General features: G+C 46.6%; 18 protein-coding genes. 5 read left to right on the top strand and 13 right to left on the bottom strand.

The genetic code is table 11. The features are described 5' to 3' along the window. Positions 1-168: 168 nt before the first annotated feature. From LBPC_RS05575 to LBPC_RS05565, 3 genes are all read right to left on the bottom strand, one after another. A complete protein-coding gene (locus LBPC_RS05575; RefSeq protein ID WP_003566494.1) occupies positions 169-1,509 on the bottom strand; it encodes a glucose-6-phosphate isomerase in 1,341 nt (446 codons plus the stop codon). Positions 1,510-1,722: 213 nt separating this feature from the next. Further along, positions 1,723-2,580: a GRP family sugar transporter gene (locus LBPC_RS05570; RefSeq protein WP_003566496.1), complete on the bottom strand. Its 858-nt coding sequence runs from the start codon at positions 2,578-2,580 to the stop codon at positions 1,723-1,725. Between the two features lie 171 nt (positions 2,581-2,751). Then, positions 2,752-3,357 carry a VanZ family protein gene (locus LBPC_RS05565; protein WP_032780945.1) on the bottom strand — a complete coding sequence of 202 codons (606 nt, stop codon included), beginning with the start codon at positions 3,355-3,357 and terminating at the stop codon, positions 2,752-2,754. Between the two features lie 465 nt (positions 3,358-3,822). On the opposite strand from LBPC_RS05565, the gene LBPC_RS05560 reads away from it, so the two are divergent. The 3 genes from LBPC_RS05560 (at position 3,823) to LBPC_RS05550 (ending at position 7,489) form a co-directional block, all read left to right on the top strand. Beyond that, positions 3,823-6,078 carry an LTA synthase family protein gene (locus LBPC_RS05560; RefSeq protein ID WP_032780947.1) on the top strand — a complete coding sequence of 752 codons (2,256 nt, stop codon included), beginning with the start codon at positions 3,823-3,825 and terminating at the stop codon, positions 6,076-6,078. Between the two features lie 85 nt (positions 6,079-6,163). Next, entirely contained in the window at positions 6,164-6,910 is a 747-nt protein-coding gene (locus LBPC_RS05555) for a hypothetical protein (RefSeq protein WP_003566502.1), read from the top strand. 9 nt (positions 6,911-6,919) lie between these two features. Continuing rightward, positions 6,920-7,489, top strand: a complete 570-nt coding sequence (locus LBPC_RS05550; protein ID WP_003566504.1) for a branched-chain amino acid ABC transporter ATP-binding protein — start codon at positions 6,920-6,922, stop codon at positions 7,487-7,489. A 121-nt stretch (positions 7,490-7,610) separates the two neighbouring features. Here the strand turns inward: LBPC_RS05550 and purB are convergent, their stop codons facing one another. From purB to LBPC_RS05510, 9 genes are all read right to left on the bottom strand, one after another. After that, the gene (purB, locus tag LBPC_RS05545; RefSeq protein ID WP_003566506.1) at positions 7,611-8,906 is read right to left on the bottom strand and encodes an adenylosuccinate lyase; all 1,296 of its coding nucleotides are present in this window, start codon (positions 8,904-8,906) and stop codon (positions 7,611-7,613) included. Between the two features lie 69 nt (positions 8,907-8,975). After that, positions 8,976-10,085: an ATP-grasp domain-containing protein gene (locus LBPC_RS05540; protein WP_003574507.1), complete on the bottom strand. Its 1,110-nt coding sequence runs from the start codon at positions 10,083-10,085 to the stop codon at positions 8,976-8,978. Between the two features lie 20 nt (positions 10,086-10,105). Next, complete coding sequence (locus tag LBPC_RS05535) at positions 10,106-11,434, bottom strand: nucleobase:cation symporter-2 family protein (RefSeq protein ID WP_003566511.1); 1,329 nt, start codon at positions 11,432-11,434, stop codon at positions 10,106-10,108. A 6-nt stretch (positions 11,435-11,440) separates the two neighbouring features. After that, positions 11,441-12,019 carry a xanthine phosphoribosyltransferase gene (locus LBPC_RS05530; protein ID WP_003566514.1) on the bottom strand — a complete coding sequence of 193 codons (579 nt, stop codon included), beginning with the start codon at positions 12,017-12,019 and terminating at the stop codon, positions 11,441-11,443. Between the two features lie 190 nt (positions 12,020-12,209). Further along, a complete protein-coding gene (locus LBPC_RS05525) occupies positions 12,210-12,851 on the bottom strand; it encodes a glycoside hydrolase family 73 protein (RefSeq protein ID WP_003661214.1) in 642 nt (213 codons plus the stop codon). After that, positions 12,851-13,333: a GNAT family N-acetyltransferase gene (locus LBPC_RS05520; protein ID WP_003566519.1), complete on the bottom strand. Its 483-nt coding sequence runs from the start codon at positions 13,331-13,333 to the stop codon at positions 12,851-12,853. Before LBPC_RS05520 ends, LBPC_RS05525 begins: the two co-directional genes overlap by 1 nt. Positions 13,334-13,574: 241 nt before the next feature. Beyond that, a complete protein-coding gene (locus tag LBPC_RS05515) occupies positions 13,575-13,775 on the bottom strand; it encodes a cold-shock protein (protein ID WP_003566521.1) in 201 nt (66 codons plus the stop codon). A gap of 563 nt (positions 13,776-14,338) precedes the next feature. Next, a complete protein-coding gene (locus LBPC_RS17505) occupies positions 14,339-14,467 on the bottom strand; it encodes a hypothetical protein (RefSeq protein ID WP_003594150.1) in 129 nt (42 codons plus the stop codon). 63 nt (positions 14,468-14,530) lie between these two features. Continuing rightward, positions 14,531-15,496 (bottom strand): aromatic acid exporter family protein, encoded by a 966-nt coding sequence (locus LBPC_RS05510; RefSeq protein ID WP_003566523.1) that lies wholly within the window; start codon positions 15,494-15,496, stop codon positions 14,531-14,533. Positions 15,497-15,623: 127 nt separating this feature from the next. Between LBPC_RS05510 and LBPC_RS05505 the strand changes: the two genes are divergently transcribed. Next, positions 15,624-16,262, top strand: a complete 639-nt coding sequence (locus LBPC_RS05505) for a YkyA family protein (protein WP_003590400.1) — start codon at positions 15,624-15,626, stop codon at positions 16,260-16,262. An 86-nt stretch (positions 16,263-16,348) separates the two neighbouring features. After that, a complete protein-coding gene (locus tag LBPC_RS05500; RefSeq protein WP_003590398.1) occupies positions 16,349-17,278 on the top strand; it encodes a glycosyltransferase family 2 protein in 930 nt (309 codons plus the stop codon). A 358-nt stretch (positions 17,279-17,636) separates the two neighbouring features. Here LBPC_RS05500 and LBPC_RS05495 read toward each other — a convergent pair whose 3' ends face one another. Next, positions 17,637-19,376 carry a glycosyltransferase family protein gene (locus tag LBPC_RS05495; RefSeq protein WP_003594134.1) on the bottom strand — a complete coding sequence of 580 codons (1,740 nt, stop codon included), beginning with the start codon at positions 19,374-19,376 and terminating at the stop codon, positions 17,637-17,639. Positions 19,377-19,500 lie beyond the last annotated feature (124 nt).

The following is a 19,500-nucleotide window of genomic DNA, read 5'->3' as shown; positions in this document are numbered from 1 at the left end:
AAAAGAAAGCCAGTACTGGCAATCCCGCGGACACAAAAAGAGCCTCAAAATTGGTACATAAATGTTTTGACCCTTTTGGCTATTCAGTCAAAATTCAGTCACGAACATTTACAACACAATTTTGAGGCTCTCATTTTTTCCTATCCAAACGACCTCAAACCCACGCTATTAAAGCCGTGCGTTCAATTCCTTGGTCATATCCTCATAACCCGGACGGCCGAGCAATGCGAACATGTTCTTCTTGTAGGCTTCAACACCTGGCTGGTTGAATGGGTTGATCCCGTTCAGGTAGCCGGAGATTGAAACGGCAGCTTCGAAGAAATAGATCAGATAGCCTAAGGTGTAGGCATCCTGCTTTGGAATGGAGACGGTCATAACTGGCACGCCGCCATCGGTGTGGGCGAGAACAACCCCTTCATAGGCCTTGCGGTTAACGAAGGACATCTTCTTGCCAGCCAAGTAGCCAAGGCCGTCAAGGTTGTTAGCATCTTCAGGAATGGTTAGGTCGCGGTTTGGTTCTTCAACCCAGACAACGGTTTCCATCAGGTTGCGCAGACCTTCCTGAATGTATTGGCCAAGACTGTGCAGGTCAGTACTGAAGTTGGCACTTGAAGGATAGATCCCCTTCTGGTCCTTACCTTCAGATTCACCCATCAATTGCTTCCACCATTCACCAAGGTATTGCAACGTTGGTTCGTAGTTTTCCAGCAATTCAGTGGTATAGCCCTTGCGATACAAAATGTTCCGCAATGCGGCGTACTGATAAGCTTCGTTTTCCTTCAAATCAGCTGAAGCGTATGCCTTACGACCATCACCGAGACCACGCATCATTTCGTCAATGTCACCGCCTGCAACAGCGATTGGCAACAGACCAACAGCGGACATCACAGAGAACCGACCGCCGACATCATCAGGAACAACGAATTCTTCGTAGCCTTCTGCGTCTGCTTCTTGCTTCAAAGCACCCTTGGCACGATCAGTTGTCGCATAAATCCGTTCCTTTGCGCCATCTTTGCCATACTTTTCGATCAACTTTGCCTTCAGAACACGGAATGCAATTGAAGGTTCAGTCGTGGTACCAGACTTACTGATCACGTTGATCGAGAAATCACGGTCGCCAATAATGTCAAGCAAGTCCGCCAGATAAGTACCAGAGATTGAGTTACCAGCAAAATAAACTTCTGGGAACTTCAGATCAGGGTCAAGGTTACGGAAAGTCTGGGAAAGAAAATCAACCGCCATCCGTGCGCCTAAATAAGAACCGCCAATCCCAATCGCAACAAAGACTTGAGAATTGCCTTGAACTTTCTTGGCTGCTGCCTTAATCCGGGCAAATTCGTCCTTGTCATAGTTGACTGGCAAATCGATAAAGCCGCGGAAATCCTTACCAGCACCTGTTCCTTCACGCAATTCCTTGTCAGCTGCAGTCACTAACGGCTGCATCTGTTCAAGTTCATTGGCATGAACGAACTTGTCCAGCTTAGATGAATCAAATTTGATGTACGACATCGTGTGCTTCCTCCTCTAAATACATAAGTAACTGTCAAAAGTCGATATGAGAGTGGTTTCATAAAAAACGTCAATTCAATTATTAATTCGAAATAACTCATCAAGTAAACTTTTAAATTCAGTTACCCATGCTTTGTTCAAATTCACACTCTAACAAGTTAACTTTAAAATTGAATTTGTAAAAAAGCAAGCAATCGAGCAACTTCTCATCGATTACTTTGCTTTCATGATGCCAAGGACGACACCACCGAGAATCACCAGTGCCGACCCGCAGCTAACCCAGATCATTTCCTTGCGTGTTTTATGCTCGCCAAGCAGATAAATCGAGCCGAAAGTCGAAATGACAATTCCCATCTGTGACAATGAATAAGAAACCGCTAAACCAACATTGGCCATCGATAACAACATGAACACATTCCCTGTTCCCCAAAGCAGGCCTGTCAAAATATTTTTGGCAGTTGCCTTAGCAAATGGCTGATGGCCAATGCCCATTAATAACGCACCAATAATCATGCCGATGGATTGCGGCATCACAACGGCCAAAGCGCCAAGATGCCCAGCGTTGACGATAATCGTGTAACCTGCATACCCAACTGTCGATATCAGTAAGGTTCGCAGCCCCTTTGCAACGCCACTTTGTGTTGTGAAGTCGTCTGTTTGTTCGCGCCTTGATGTCAACGTTGCACCCACAATCAGCAATACCAGCGCAAGAATGCCCAAGGTCACATCACGACCATTACGCCATTCGTGGAACAACAGCGCACCGGCCAGTGTTGTCGCGACAAGCTGCATCCCTGTCGAAATGGGCATCGTCATTGAGACACCCATATATTTCATGGACTGAAACTGTTGGCCTTGTCCTAATGCCCAGAAAAGCCCAGAAACAATCCCAAGTAACCAAATTTTAGTATCTAAGACCGGACGCATGACAATCAACGTGCCGATCCCGAAAACCAGCGCGCCAAACGTCATCCCCAAAGTTTGCTGATAAGCATTGCCACCTAGTTTGCCACTGACCAAGCCAATGGAGCCCCATGCAATTGCTGGAATCAGCGCAAGTAAAAATCCCATTACGCGCCTCTTTCTATTTCAATGATTGATTTAAAAAAATTGAACACAAAAAAATATTCTAGCGGTTTTCCCACGGCAAGACAAGCACAACCTGATCTAAAGCATTTCCAAGAGACAGCTCACCTTCATGATACACAGAAAACTCATGATGAATACTAAAACGACTCATGCTTATTTACGATGATGAAACAAGCGATATAGGCTATAGCCGAAAATCGCACCGATCACATTGAAAATAACATCATCAATGTCCGCTACCCCACTGATTAGCAGAAATTGTAAGGTTTCAATACTTAACGACGTCAGCAGGCCAAACATAACCGTGCCCGCGAGACGCCGTCGATGTTTGCTCACCCAAGGAATACCAAAGCCAAGCGGCATAAACCAAGCAATATTCCCTAGTGATTGATACCAGAGATCGAAGTGACTGGCAGCATGTTGCAATTTAAGCGTTTCAACAAGTGGTCGGATATTAATCACAGATAATGGCCGATTCCAATGAAAGTGCAGTTGCCACGGATAATACACATCGCGAAAAACTGTCAAAGCAAATGAAAGCATTAAATAACCGACAAAAATGCCTAGTTTTAATTCCCGCCCAAAAGTGGTTCTTCGCTTCGTCACCAACAGCCAAAGGCAGCGCAAGGCTGCAAAGATCAATAGGTATAGAATAGTTTTGTCCAAACTAAAAACAATCAATCGAATCAAAGGAAAATGGTTGACGCGACTGAGCGAGGTTGTATTAATCCAGTTGTAAAATGGCCCCAAAAACAGCATTGTGCTACCTCCAGTTGTCATTGTAGCAAAGTGACTGAAGGATACCCACAATGTGTTACAACTTTTAAAGACTCTGTAAGAATGATGAGCATCACCCTCTGCCATTAGGAAAATGAGGTACGCTAATCATTGCATGATTTGCCATGATACCAGCGACGGAATCACGATTTAATATCATTTCATCAATATGTCGGGAGGCCGGCGCGGGACATCAAAAAGCACTAAAATAGCGTTCTCGCGTCATTGTCCCAAAGCAGCGAAGAAACCAACACATAAGGGTCTAAGCAAAATGGTAATCAGGCCTTTTGCAGTTGCTTCAGAAACACGCTCGCAAGCACAGCTCATTTTTCAGATATTGAGACACGCTTGCCACCCCCAAAACCAGGTTGGTTCAGACCCTGCTTTTGTGCTTCCTCCTTTTTGCGGGTACAATGACAAAGAACAAAGTGGAAAGGAGTTGCCGCTTTGAAACGGTTACGACTAAATCGCCTCGCACAGTGGATAAGATCAACCCGGATTGGCTTTTTAGCCTGTCTGCTTTTTTTGGTATGGGCTAAGACCATCTTTGGTTACTTTGTGGACTTTTCACTTGGCTTAAATGATCCGCTACAATACACCTTGCTATTATTAAATCCCTTAGGAACTGGGATCATTTCCCTATCGCTTGGCTTGTATCCCAAGCATGCGCGCCGCGGTTACCTCATCGGCGTCATTGTTTACATACTCAGCACTTTGCTATTACTCGCAAATGTTCTGTATTATCGTGAGTTTTCAGATTTTCTGACCATCAACACGGTCCTTGGCGTCTCTAAAGTGAGTCAGGGTCTTGGAGCTAGCTCGCTTAGCATGGTTAAACCACACGATATCATTTATGTAATTGATATTGTGCTCGTGGCCTTGGCTTATTTTAGTTACAGTATTTGGAATATCTGGCGCTATATCCACAACGAGCCTTTGCGCTGGCCGCATTTCGGTCTGACGTTGGATACCCGCCAACTTCCCTTTCACTTTCCGCAAGCGGTCACCGTCTTTGGGATCGCGCTGTTTGGGTTGATCATGGCGGTTAGTGAAATGAATCGGCCGCAACTTTTGACGCGGACTTTTGATCGGAATTATATCGTTAAGTATCTCGGCTTGGCGCCATTCACCGTTTACGATGCTGCCAAAACAGCCCAGAACAATCAGGTCCGCGCCCAAGCCGACAGTTCGAATCTTGACCCAGTATTGCAATATACGCGGTCGCATTATGCCGCTCCCAACGCCAGTTATTTTGGGACGGCCAAAGGCAAAAATGTCATTATTATTCATTTGGAAAGCTTCCAACAATTCTTGATTGGCCAAAAAATTGACGGTCAAGAAGTCACGCCTTTCCTGAATTCACTCATTAAAGAAAAAGACACACTCAGCTTTAGCAACTTCTTTCATCAAGTTGGTCTTGGTAAAACCAGTGACGCCGAAAACATGCTAGAAACCAGCACGTTTGGGATTGCCAATGGCTCTTTATTCAGCAGTCTCGGCACTGAAAATACGTTTGAAGGAGCGCCGGCCATTCTCAATCAACGAGCCGGTTATACCAGTGCTGTTTTTCATGGCGGCTCTGCTAGCTTCTGGAACCGCGACAATGTATACAAGAGTCTTGGTTATAACGACTACTTTTCCGGCAACTTTTATAATCATGACGAAAAAGCAGCGACTGAATATGGCATTAAAGATAAGTTGATGATGGCCGAGACACCAAAGTATCTGGAGCATCTGCAACAGCCTTTCTATGCCAAAATCATCACGACGAGCAACCATAATCCTTTTTATATCACCCAAGCTGATTCCGATTTTCCTGACGCCGGTACTGATGACGCCACGATCAACGGTTATTTTCGCACGGCTCATTATCTTGATGAAGCGCTCAAGGAATTCTTCAACTATTTGAAAGCAAGCGGTTTGGAAAAGAATTCGCTAGTGATGCTTTATGGGGATCATTTCGGTATTAGTAATGATCGCAATACCACTCTGGCACCGTTGCTTGGCAAGGATCCTAGCACTTGGAATGCGTTCGATGATGCTCAGTTGCAACGCGTCCCGCTGATTTTCCACATGCCTGGTCTTAAAGGCGGCGTTAATAGCACTCACGGCGGCGAGATCGACGTCTTGCCGACCTTACTTCACTTACTAGGCATTGATAGCTCGCGTTATGTCCAATTTGGCACCGATCTGCTGTCCAGTCAGCACGACAGCGTTGTTGCCTTCCGTAATCACAATTTTGTCACCTCTAAATACACCGTACTTGGCAGTAAAGTCTACGATAATACAACCGGTAAACTGCTGACATTGACGCCTGCGCTTGAAGCAACCATCGCCAAGGATCAGAAGTCAGTGGACACAAGACTCAGCCTTTCAGACGATGTCGCTAACCGCAATCTCTTACGCTTCTACGTGCCACTTGGCTTTAAACCCGTCAACCCTAACCAATATGACTACAATCAGAGTCTCAGCAATGTCTTATCAATCGAACGCAATCTAGGCAGCAAGAGCACCAGTCTCTATAGCGAAAATAATGACCAATCAACAACTGGACTTTACCAAACTGATGCTCCTGAATTAGCCGACGACACTGATCCCATCACCACCTTCCCAGATAAAGTTCAGGATCAAACTGTAGCCTCCAGCAGCAGCGAATCTAGCAGTTCGTCTGATGTGAATGTCACAACCCAACCATCTAAATAAATTCAAATAACATAGTAAATGCTCGGCTTATGTTCACACTTTGTTCAAATTCATTGCTTATACTGCTTGTGAGGTGAACGGGTAGATGCATTTCTTTGAGCGAACGTTTTCAGGATTTCGTTATCATCGCCGTTATTATATTGTGATGATGCTGTTATCAGTGGCGTTCTGCTTGATCAGCATCATGCTGATGACAAGTGAAATGATTGACCAATCTGCTCAGGCAGCTTTTTTGCAACGCTTGAACTCATTTGGGACACAAAATAGGCAGACGATTTTGCTCAGTACGCAGGTCGGACAAGCCCACATTCAAATGGTGCAGGCTGCTCAGTCGATGCTGACCAAAGTTGTTTTTGCTGACGGTCTTTTGTGGCTTGCAGGGACTGCTTGGCTATGGCGGCGTCGACGGTCTGAAACTGATGCTTTGTATTTAGTCGGAAAAAGCAGTATGTCGATCGGCTTACAATACGCCTTTGAAGCAATTTTCAGCTTTTTAATTAGCTTCATTGTTAGTATTTTTCTTGTGGTTTTATTAAATGATCAATTGATTTATTTCTTAACGACCACAAATCGTTCGGTATTTGCCCATCTGCTACAACAAAAGTATGACAGCATCGAAATGAACCACGCATTTGAGCAACTCTTTGCCCGTCACCTGACTGGTTTTACCCGTGAAACCCTCTTTTATTACGGTAGCAAAACTGATGATATGACACAGCCAACCGGTTTCCTGTCAGCACTGGGAAATGGTCTCGCCGTGATTTTCATCACCAACATAGGTTTGGTCACACCACTTTCCATGCTTCGGAAAAGGCGTGCCTTACCGCGTTAGGAGACAGCCATGTTATTTCGATCAAAACTACTTGATATCTATCGCGAAAATTTTGCCAAACTTTTTACCCCAACAACGATTCAGTATCTCTATGCCTCAAACGAGAATGACCTGATTGCCTTGCATGATCAGTACGTGCGCGATTTTATTAATGGTGGCGTCATCAAGCAAGTCGGCTTCATTAATAGCCGGCATACAGGTATCCTTGACTATCTCAGCGTGCGAAACAACCTTTGCATCAATGGGCGCTGCAAGGATTCTGATTTCTTGCCTGAATGGTTATCCACGAATTCACCGATCTTAGACCAGCCAGCTGCGACATTGAACACCATGCAACGCATTTATTTGCAATTTTATCGTGGCTTGATGGGTAAAAAACGTTACCTGCTGCTAACCAGCTCTCCTGCGATCTTTGATCCTTATGTTACCCGTGACTTCCTCACTGAAGCCAATCATGCATTGCAACAAACCAATAGTTGCTTGCTAGTTTTAACAACAGATCAATCCTTGTTAAATGCGAATCCTAACCATGCTTGGCAGGAACCGCCTGTATTGACGCTGAGTGCCCTGACAAAATGAGTCTTGTTCTCGTTGCTATCACAACTTGAACAGGACTTTTTCTATGGTCAACAGGTGGCACAAAATGCGGCCAAACAAAAACGACGAGTCTGCACTCGCCGTTTTTGTTTGATTTATTTGCTTATGCTAAACCAACTCGTTTGAAAATCTCATCAACATGCTTGAGGTGATAGTGGTAGTCGAAAGCATCGTCTAAATCGGCCTGACTTAACCGATCAGTAATTTTCGGATCAGCTTCAAGCAACGGACGGAAGGCGCGATGCTCATCCCATGCCACCGCTGTCTTGGGTTGAACCAAGTCATAGGCTTGTTCTCGGCTCAAGCCAGCTTCGATCAGCTTCAGCATCACCCGCTGGCTGTAAATCAGGCCATGCGTCAGATTCATATTGGCTTTCATTCGGTCTGGAAAAACATCCAAATTGTCCAAAATACTGGTGAATCGATGGAGAATGTAATCAAGCAGCCCGGTAGCATCTGGCAACATGATCCGTTCGGCACTGGAATGCGAGATATCGCGTTCATGCCACAACAGCACATCTTCTAAGGCTGGCGTCTCGTATCCACGAATGACGCGCGCCAAGCCAGAAACATTTTCCGAACCGATTGGATTGCGCTTGTGTGGCATAGCACTCGAGCCCTTTTGACCTTTGTTGAAATGCTCTTCGACTTCATGAACTTCGGTACGCTGCATATGCCGAATCTGCAAAGCAAATCGTTCCACCGAAGTCGCAATCAGGCCAAGTGTCTGAATGTAATGCGCATGCAGATCACGCGGCAGAATCTGAGTCGAGATTTCTTGAGCGCGAATACCCAACTGCTCTGTGACGTACGCCTCAACAGCAGGCGGTGTATTGGCAAAGGTACCGACTGCACCGCTAATCTTGCCTGCTTCAACATCACTAGCCGCGTCTTCAAATCGACGGATGTCTCGCTTCAATTCAGAATACCACGTGGCAACAACCAACCCAAAAGTAGTTGGTTCAGCGTGCACGCCATGCGTCCGCCCCATCATCACGGTATCCTTATGGGCCTTCGCCAACTTTGCTAAACTAGCCTTCAAGGCGGCCAAATCTGCACGCAGAATCTCGTTAGCCTGCTTCAACAGGTAGCCCTGTGCCGTGTCGACAACATCGGTACTGGTTAAGCCAAAATGAACCCATTTCTTCTCAGCGCCGAGGCTTTCAGAAACATCCCGCGTGAATGCCACCACGTCATGATGCGTGACCGCTTCAATCTCATGAATCCGATCAACATCAAACTTAGCATGCGCACGCAATGCTTGGACATCAGCAGCGGGAATTTCCCCTAGTTTGGACCAGGCTTCGGCAGCTAAGATTTCAACTTCCAGCCATGCAGCATAACGGTTCTTCTCTGACCAGATTGCGGCCATTTCGGGACGACTATAACGCGGAATCACAGGCTTTTTCCTCCTTCAAGTGGACAAAACAACAACAGGTATCCTTGGTTTGCGACTGCGAGCACGCGATCATTGAATGACAAAGTGGCCAGTCGCATTCACACTGGCTTTGATTGCTTTCAAATCACCCACGATCTGAATCTCGCCGGTTAGCTCGCCACCAGTCGGATAAAACGTAAATCGCCAATCAGGTTTAATTTGAATCTGAGTCAAAACCGCGTCCATATCTTCTGAACGCAGCGGAATGCCAACGCCGTCTTCGGCCAATTGCAACTCCGGCAATGGCCATCCTAGAATCGCGCGCAGATGCAGCTCATATTCAGAAATATCACTCGTATTCAGCATCAGATGTCCATATAATTTCGGCCCTGGATAAACTCGCTTCACATAAAGCGTCCCATTGCTGGCTAAGAAAAATTCAAGACTAAAGATGCCCGTATAGGCTAACTTCTCTGAAATTTTAGCAGCGATACGCCGGATCTCAACGATCACTGCTGGATCAACATCGGCGCGCACAGATGAAGCCTTCAGTTGATGACGATCAAAATAATTCTGGATGACCGGGCCGATGCGCACTTCTGATCCCGCCTTCGCAACGATCACAGCGACTTCTTTGATGTCTTGTAAGTAAGCCTCAAGAATATATGGTCGCTGTTGCAACAACTGCTGTGCCCGCGCGACGTCATCTGCCGTGGACAGCAGCAACTGCTGGTCAACGCCCATCCCCTTCTGAATCGGTTTCAGCAAGGCTGGATAACCGATTGTGTCAACAGCCTCTTTAATATCATTCGGCGTAATGACTTGGGTATAAGGCAAAATGTTCATATTCAGATCGTCCAAAAAGACTTTTTCCAAATAGCGGTCTTGGGTGACAGTCAAAATGTCGACCCCGGAAGGCAATTGGTTGGCAGTGGCTAATTCCGCCAGCAGCGAACCATCGACATTCTCATCTGTAAAAGTCATCACTGTGCTTAATTGCGTGAGTTCTTTCAGCGCTGTCCGATCAGTGGCATCGCCCACCAACGGAATATCCGCCTTTTCAAAAGCAATATCCGTTTGTGTCGGCGCCAAAACGACCGTGCGCATGCCCATCGAATTGGCCGTATTCGCCATTTGAAAAGCAGTTACACCGCCGCCGATAATGCCAATCGTTGCACCTGGACTAATAAATTGCGTCACATCTGTTCCTCGCTTTGACTTTATTTATCTGAATCGCGTTCGTTCAAGCCTTCATCAACCGACATTTCTTGCGTCCGACGTGGCGAATTGAACAGCCAGTTCAGCAAAACCGCACTCAAGCTGGTCATTAAAATGCCTGACCCAAACAGCAATTGAATTGTTTTTGGCAAAAACTGAACGATATGTGGCTGAACTGTCACGCCAAGTCCCAGACCGATCGAAATGGCAGCGACAAGCAAATTCTTATCATTGTCAAAATCAACCTGTTGCAACATCCGAATGCCTTGCACAGCCACCATGCCGAACATCACCAGCATGGCCCCGCCAAGCACCGGTGCTGGAATAATCGTGGCTAAAGCGCCAATTTTTGGCAGTAAACCAAGAATCACTAAGAAAATCGCGGAAAAAATGACTGGCTTGCGGGTCTTAATCCCTGACAATTGAACCAACCCAACGTTTTGCGAGAAAGTGGTGTATGGGAAGGTATTGAACAACCCGCCAAGCATCACGGCTAACCCTTCGGCGCGATAGCCGCGCTTCAGGTCGTCTGCTTCAATTTTACGGCCGACAATGTCCCCTAACGCGAAGAAAACGCCAGTACTTTCAACCATGGATGTCATCGAAATTAAAATCATCGTGACAATCGAGCTCCACTCAAACTGCGGTACCCCAAAGTAAAATGGCGTCGGTACGTGGAACCAGCTTGCCTCAATCACCGGCTGAAAACTAACCAACCCAAGAAAACCGCCAAGCACCGTACCAGCAATCAAGCCAACCAAAATCGCGATTGAATGCAGGAAACCTTTGCCCCAGACATTGATCGCTAAGATCAGAAGTACCGTGAAGGCCCCGACCATCAGATTGGTCATGTTACCAAAATCCTTGGCCGTTGTTGAGCCACCGCCAAGATTTTGAAAAGCAACCGGAATCAACGACAAGCCAATGACCGTGATCAACGAACCGGTCACCAACGGCGGGAACAAGAAACGCAACTTTGAAAAAGCACCGCCGATTAGGAAAACGAACAACCCAGCAACAATGATGGCCCCGTACATCGTTTGAAAATTAAACTTCTGGCCAATCATGATCAAAGGCGCCACCGCTTGGACGGCACAGCCCAAAACGACTGGCAGCTTAATCCCAAAATACTTGTTGCCAAATACTTGCAAAGCCGTTGCGATACCACACATGAAGATATCAATCGACACCAGATACGTCATCTGCTCAGACGTAAAATGCAACGAAGCACCAATCAGAATTGGTACTAACACCGAACCGGAATACATCGCCAGCAAATGCTGCAGTCCCAATGCGGCTGCTTTAGGATTCGAAATCGCTTTATTCTTCATCGTGGGCTAATCCTCCGGCGCAAAGATGACCTGACCATTTTCAAATGCATTGATGCGCGCCAATGATTCGACGCGAACGTGCTTTTCATCAAGCAACTTGCGGCCTTTTTGGAAAGTCTTCTCGATCACAATCCCCACACCGCTCAGTGTCGCACCAGCCTGTGCAATGATATCCATCAAACCTTCGACCGCCTGACCGTTGGCAAGAAAATCATCAATGATCAAAACATTGTCATCGGCTGAAAGGAACTTGCGAGAGATAGCGATCTCATTGGAGGTCTTTTTAGTGAACGAATAGACCGTAGCTGTGTAAAGATGATCTTTTAAAGTCAAGCTCTTATGCTTACGAGCAAAAACCAACGGCTTGTGAAACTCCATTGCCGTTGCAATCGCCGGCGCAATGCCAGAACTTTCAACCGTCAGAATTTTGGTGATCGGCTCATTGCTGAAGCGCCGGTAGAATTCATGACCGAGATCTGCCATTAAATCAGGATCGACCTGATGATTCAAAAAGTTATCCACCTTCAAGACATCTGTTCCTATTACTTGGCCATCCTTTTTGATCCGGTCTTCCAGTAATTTCACCACAAGCACTCCTTTTAATTGTAAATTTTCAACAAGCTTACCATAAAAATCAGTGTGGAACAACACAATCACGCTAATTCCCGAACAAACACGCGAAGCCGCTTTCATCAAAAGAATAAGTAAAATCCCCGTGATTCGGCTTTAAAAAGTCAAAATAACGAGGATTGCCGCATCACTAAAACACGAACGTTCAACTATCATATTGGGTTAGATTCCAAGTTTCAATCAAATGAATCAATTTTTGTGGATAATCAGGATCAGTAGCATAGCCATCCGTCTTCAAAGCAGCTGCCGCTGTTTTATAGTCCTTAGCGGCACGAACTGTGGCATATTGTTGTGGATTCCAATCAGTCCCATTAACGAATAACAGCGCATGATCGCGGATCGATTCACTGTCGTTGTCATACACCCGAAAACGGCCATCGACCGTGATCCATTTGTCATTGACATATTCCTGCGTGCGCAACACTTTGGTCGTGGCTGGATCGGTACCTTTGATGCCAAACAGGTTATGGTAGTCCTTCGCCAATGCACTGGTACCCCAGTTGGATTCCAAAATGGCCTGCGCTAAGGTGATGCTTGTCAAAACACCATATTGCTTTTGCATGGCCTGTGCTGTCGGCACCAAGCGCTTAATAAAGGCAACTTTTTTTGCGCGTACTGCCGCCTTTTCATCCGCAACTTCTTGTTTTTGCGTCACTTCTGTTTGTTGTTGGGCCCAGTATGAACCAACCACAAGCGTCACACCGATCGCAAAGAAACCGATGACTAGCCAAGCAGCAAGCGGAATTATTTTTAACGTAAAATGTCGGCGCCTTTTGGCCAAAAGCATTACTCCTTTGTTTTATCAGAACTTGTCAATAACAACCGTCGTCGTAACACAACCATGTCCTGCAACTGCATCCCTTCTGCATACAGCGGATGGGCATACTGATCGAAGAAATGCTTACGGATCGCGTCAAACCGGAATCCCTGGCGCATGTAAAAACGCAGATTCTCGAAATCCACATCACCAGTACCAACTAGCATATCCTGATACTCAGGCGCATACACCAGTCCGACGTGCCGTAACAAGCTCGCACCGATACCTTGACGACGGCGGGCAGGCAGTACCGCAAGATTCTTCAGTTCAATGGTGGTAGCATCCACAGGCACTACCATGGCCACGCCAACCGGCACAGTCTCGTCAATCGCTGCAAATAACGTGCCAGCGTCCAAATACCGCCGCAACATATTCGGATCCTCATCCCCAATCAATAAAAGATCCAAATAATGCAACCGAGCTTCCGGCGCAACTTTCACAAATCTTAACATGCAGCCCTTCCCCACCTTCCAAAAAATGTTTCAATTAACATGCTATGAACTAGTTTAACATGCACTTACACGCATTGAGCACCTGCCAAATGAGTTTTAGAAAAAGTCAGACAATCCGCCACTTTTATTTGATGCCGGTACGCAACATCGCTACTCACCCATTTTACCTGTATCTGTCCTCGTGCACACGCGAAAATAAAAAGCCGGTTGCATCTCTGCAACCAGCTCTGAAACTTTCATATTAGTCTTTGTTAACGTTAACCGCTTGTGGACCGCGATCGCTGTCTTCAACTTCAAAAGTGACTGCTTGGCCTTCTTCGAGGGTCTTGTAGCCGTCGCCTTGGATAGCTGAGAAGTGAACGAAAACATCGCTACCATCTTCGCGAGTGATAAAACCGTAACCCTTTTCAGCATTGAACCATTTAACTGTGCCGTGTTCCATGAGAACATTCCTCCTTGCGTCTGCTGACGCATGATAATATCGTGTATTTCTGTTTGGTACAAGTGGAAGAAAGTTCTGAAACCATGCAACCACGACCATTCAAAAAGTACATATTTAGTCTACCATCACGCCAAACGGCAAGCAAGTATAGAGCGTGAGCAGGCGCGATTAGAAACCTGCGAACGCGTTTTTGCAATGCAAACGACGTTTCTCTTCAGTTCTATTCCAGTCAAGTATCTCCCCTAGTCCGAGCTGGCTACGCGGCGAGGAGGGCTGGCGACCGCGAAGCTAGAGCTGTGGGCACAGCTTTGAACTCGCGCAAACCCCGCGCGATTTCAAAGTCTGGCCTTGTTGTAGGCGGTAAACCGCCAACAACAATTTCACGGCTGAGCCCCCTCGCCGCTCCGCCAGCTCTTGCTTTCTATCTTAGAATACCGATGACGCAACTACTCTGTTGTACTCATGATTGCTCAAATGATCAGAGAATGCCATTATTGAATTTTCGTCACTTTGAGAGACAGAATCAACTGGAATATCGTTACCTTGCTTGCGGCGATGGGACATCAGCGAAAATTGTGCTCAATATCAGCCCACTCTTCGGGTTGATAAAGTGAAAGAGATTTAGCCTCAGCATATGGGTTGTTAATTTTTGGCACTAATGAGGTACCGAGTTTTATGACTTTGACATCCATCAGATTAAACGCCCCTTTTTATTTTCCAACTTAAATGACTTAGGACATGTAGGAAACCGCAAATCAATTCTGTGATGAAATAATATTGTTAAAATTCCGCTTTAACTGCAACAAGCGGGAAAAGTCTTCTAGGAAATAGAACAAACGCGCGCGGCTTTCGAAGCTTGCGCGGTCTGTTGGCAGCGCTGATTTAGCAAAATCGCGTTGAATTTTTTTGACCATGGTGACCAATTGTGTGGCGGGGTTGTCTTCGGTCAGAACACTGGCCGTCATCGCCAAGGCATCGCTGATGACGGCTGCTTGTTCCACAGGAGTTTCGATACGGTCAAGGCTGTCTTGCATTTGCCGGAGCAACTCATATTGATTGTCGCGCATTTCAAAATAGGCTTGAAAATAATCATTGTCGGCCAGCAACTGATTGTCACTATGGCGATTAGCCCAAGCAACAGCGGCATCTAAGGTCATTTTCAAATCTGACAGATTCGCCCAATTGTCCGCACTTTTAATGTGATCCGGACCCAATTGCTGGCTCATATGATCGAGAATCTCGCGCATCTCGGCTTCGACTTGTGCCTGAAACTCAGTGATTTTGGCTTCCAGACTTGGCATGAACAAATTGGCAATCAATGCCACACCAGCGCCCACTGCGAGCAATAATAGTTCATTTTTAATCCAGAACCAGCTGCAGCTTTTCGCCATCATAAAATGAGTGACTAGCACCGCGGTCATGACGATACCGCTCTGCACCGCAAACACGTTGGTCAAAGGAATGAAAATGAGTAAGAAAAGCCCGAAAGCCAGTGCATTGTACCCCAGCACCAAAAATGCACCGATCGCAATCACAAAACCTAACACGGTCGCCAATAAGCGATACGCGACTAGCCGAAATGATGCCTTGGTCGTATTCTGGACTGATAAAATCGTAATAATCCCAGCGGCCGTCCAATATTCAAGATGCAACTCGTAAGCAATCAGCATTGCCGCTGCCGTCCCCACTGCCGTTTTAACCGTTCGCATACCTATGTGCATGGCCATCACCCTCCAGAGTCAGTTTAGCATAGAACATTCCATTTAATGAATAGTCAACACATGTACTCGTCACGCCCCGCTAGTATTTAATCGGGCTTTACGCTACCATATAAACAGAGGAGCTGCTATGAAAAAATTACTCATTTTGTTAGCCAGTCTGGCAGTCTTGATTGTTGGATGCTCGGCGACTTTAAATCCTAAAAGCCAGTTAAAAACCACAACCGCCACCGTTCAAACGCAGGTGCAGCAAGAACAAGATGCGTTAAAGACGATTGGATCAACGGTAAACGCCTTTCCTTCTGCTTTTGAAAAGGCTTACCAGGAAAATCCGCAAACTGATTTAAAAAAAGAAAATGGCCCTGTCAAAAAACTTTTGGATAGGCGTGCCGCGGCGTTTAAATCACTAGAAGCCGCCAACAGCGCTTTGGTTGGGGCAAATAATACGTTGACAAAGCTCAACAATCAGCCATCTGAGGATACACCGCAAACACAGTTGAATAACGTTCTCACAAGTCTGAAACTTGCCAAGTTAGATCACAAAACACTGGTCAGTTATTACCGCGAAATGTTAACGGCTGAGGATACCTTCTTCTCCACCACCGCAGATAGTGACACCTCACAAGATGACTTAGAAAGCCAAATTTCTCAGCTGAATCAATATTACAGTTCACTCAATCAACAAATCGATGTCATGACGGCCAATCTCACAACCGTCACCAGTCAAACAACTAAGCTAGCAAAAGCGATTAAGTCTATGCGAGATTAGCTCTGTTATAGCGGCACCGTGCGAGTTGGCACGCCAAAGTATTTTTTCAGCCATCATCAAATTAGCGCAAAACAGGAGGCTTTCCCATGCCGCAAAGTGTGGCAATTATCATTCCATGTCATAACGAGTCAGAAAATGTTCCGCTGATCTATCAGGAACTTGTTAAAACATTCCGCGACGACTTAACCGCGTTACAAGCCCAAATTTGGTTTGTCAACGACGGTTCAAGTGACGATACCCTTCAGCAGATCAAACAGTTACAAGCAAAAGACGATCAGGTTCACTTCATTGATCTTTCTCGCTCGTTTGGTAAGGAGGCGGCCATGTATGCTGGTCTCTCCACCGCAAAAGCAGACTACTATGCCGTTATGGATGCTGATCTGCAAGACCCGCCAGCGATGCTTCCTGATATGTATGCCGCCTTGCAAGACGGCTATGATATGGCTGGTGCTCAACGCATTGACCGCTCAGGCGAAGCTCGGATGCGTTCATTTTTCTCGGATTTATTCTATAAATTCATTAATAAAGTCTCGCAAACTCAAATTGTGCCAGGGGCACGGGATTTCCGCCTGATGACGAGACAGGTTGTCGAAGCTGTCATTCAAATGACCGAGCGCAACCGCTTCTCTAAAGGGCTATTCAGCTGGGTTGGGTTCAAAACAAAGTATCTGCCTTATCGCAACATCGAGCGTCAACATGGGGAGACGAGCTGGTCCTTCATGGGGCTCTTGCGATACGCGCTTGATGGCATCATCGACTTCTCTGAAGCACCGCTAACTTTCGTCTCCATCCTAGGGATTGTCAGTTTCGTTGGCTCGTTTTTAGCCTTAATCTTCATTGTTGTTCGCGCAGCTATTTACGGTGATCCGACCGCTGGCTGGCCGTCAATGGTCTCTATCTTTCTGATGATCGGCGGCCTCCAGTTGTTCGCCCTCGGCATCGTTGGCCGCTACATCGGCCGCATTTACTTAGAAACCAAACGACGCCCGATTTTTATCGCACGTGAGATCAAGTAACTGTATGTCACATAGTCAAAAGTAATTTAAAAATGATTGAGCTGGGACATAGGACATAATCCAGTGCTACTAAAGAAAAGCAAACAACTCCTTATTGCGGAAAATTGTTTGCTTTTTTTCACGGATATTTTTATTAGAATTTAAAGATACTATTGGCAAGGCGGAGCAGTCGTAGGTCAGATGGGGCTCAGCCGGGCAAACAACACAGCGACCGGGCTTTGTCGCTGATGTTGTTAGGCGACTTCGAGACCGCGGGTTTTGCGGGCTCAAAGCGCCGTCACCGCTCTAGCTCCGCGTCGCCAGCCCCATCTGGTCGGAGATTGCGGAGTTTGGCACGGCAAGAATCTCTTTTGTTTCATTATTCAGACCCAGCCGTTATCCGCTCATCCGTTGCCCGTTGCCTACGTGTTTCACGCAACAACCACCAGCCGCCAAAGCCAAACGCAGCCACTAAGGAAAGCCAGCCGGTCACATGTTGCAGCGTCGTGCCTGTATAGACAACTCGAACACGATGCGTGCCTGCTTGTGCCGTTATCGTGATCTGAGCATTTTTGCCACTTGGCCAGTAGTCAACTGTCTTACCGCTGATGGTCACATGATAACCGACGTAGCCAAATTTTGGCAGCTTCAGGGTCACCGGCTTGCTGCTGGTATAGGTAAAACGCATATCATTGTAAGTTTGGGTTGGCATCGTTAGCCGGGTCAATTGATGAGAAGCCGTTACCGAATAAGTTGTCTTTTTAAAAAAAGTCGTTGAATCAAAATCTTCTGGTGCATACTCACTCCCGCCGCCAGTTGCATCTTCATAATAAGCCGTTGCATTCTCATCGGTGATGCGATAAATGTTGGCATTAAGCATCGTCGCATTGATATTCACGGCATAACTGAAACCGACAATGCAGGTTGCCAGCACCAGCCCCCAAGCAACATGTGATGAGGCTGGACGATCCGCCACGATCAACCCAATTGCCAGACTAAGAAATAAAGTCGTCAGCTCCAAGTATCGCCAAGGAAATTGGATGACACCGAAGATCGTTTTGCTAAACAACGACCACGGGAACAAATTGGTGCTTAGAAAGATCGTCAACAGCCCTAGGCCAGCAACTACCTTAACCGCTTGATTCAATTTCCGCCAACGAATCACCAGCACAATGGCTGTCATTAACATGAAAATGCCCATGCCAGGTCGAAAGGCTTGGCCGACATTCTGCATATTACTGGTTGAGGCATACATACTCAGGGAGTTCTCAAAAAGATCACCCAAACTATAGAGGATGAAGTTCGGCCAGATCGTCGCAGACTCGCTTAACTTCAACGCAATATGATTGGACATCTCAATCATCGGCAAGTAGCTGCCCAGTCCCATCAGCAGTGTACTGAGCGCTGCCAGTATCGTGTACTTGACCATTCGCCAAGTCACGCGCCGCATGCCAACCAACACGAGAAAGCCGCCAACCAAAAATTCCAGCACCATAACCAGCGACAACATATGCGCATACATCAGACCGGTCACACCAAACGCCAGTAAAAACCAGTTATCGGTTCGTTTGACGTAAAGCTCATACATGCCCGCGGCGATGATCGGCAGGAAAATGAAGGCCAGATTTTCACCCAAGGCCCCCCGCACAAAGGCGTCTAAGGCCCGGTAGACCGCAGTCGTATACACCATGCTGAAAACAAACGCCGCCAGCGGTTTTCGCCGAATTTTCAAGAAACTAGCGTAGGCAGCCAATACTGTGGCGATGAGAATGAGGGCCTGATAACCATCATACGCACCGACCACCCCCATCCCCATCAGCCGTAGCCACACATATGGCAACAACATTAATGAAGGATAGTACGCGTCAAAAGCATAGCCAAAGTTGCGGACTGCCTCAGGAAAAACCTTGGGAAAATACTGGCCGTGCCGCACACTGGTCACATAGCTTTCCAACCGCCGCAGCTGTGGCATCGTATCGTCTTGATGAAAGATATAGGGTAGATGCAGCTGCGGCCACTGTACGAGCAAAACCAAGACCATCGCCAAAATCGGCAACAGCCAGACAGCATTTTGTGTCATAAATGTCTTCAGCTTTGCTGATGATGTCTGTGAGTGCATAAACCGTCCTCCCAAAATAACTTTCATTCTATTGTACCGTTCCCCGATGCTGTTTGTCTTACCGGAAAAGATTATTTTCATCCCGTTGACCACACCACCCGATGTCACAAGTATCACCAATTGC

Origin of the sequence: Lacticaseibacillus paracasei subsp. paracasei, from assembly GCF_000829035.1 — a bacterium.
GTDB lineage: Bacteria > Bacillota > Bacilli > Lactobacillales > Lactobacillaceae > Lacticaseibacillus > Lacticaseibacillus paracasei.
Note: the sequence above shows the minus strand (reverse complement) of the source record. Positions and strands in the feature narration are given on the sequence as shown.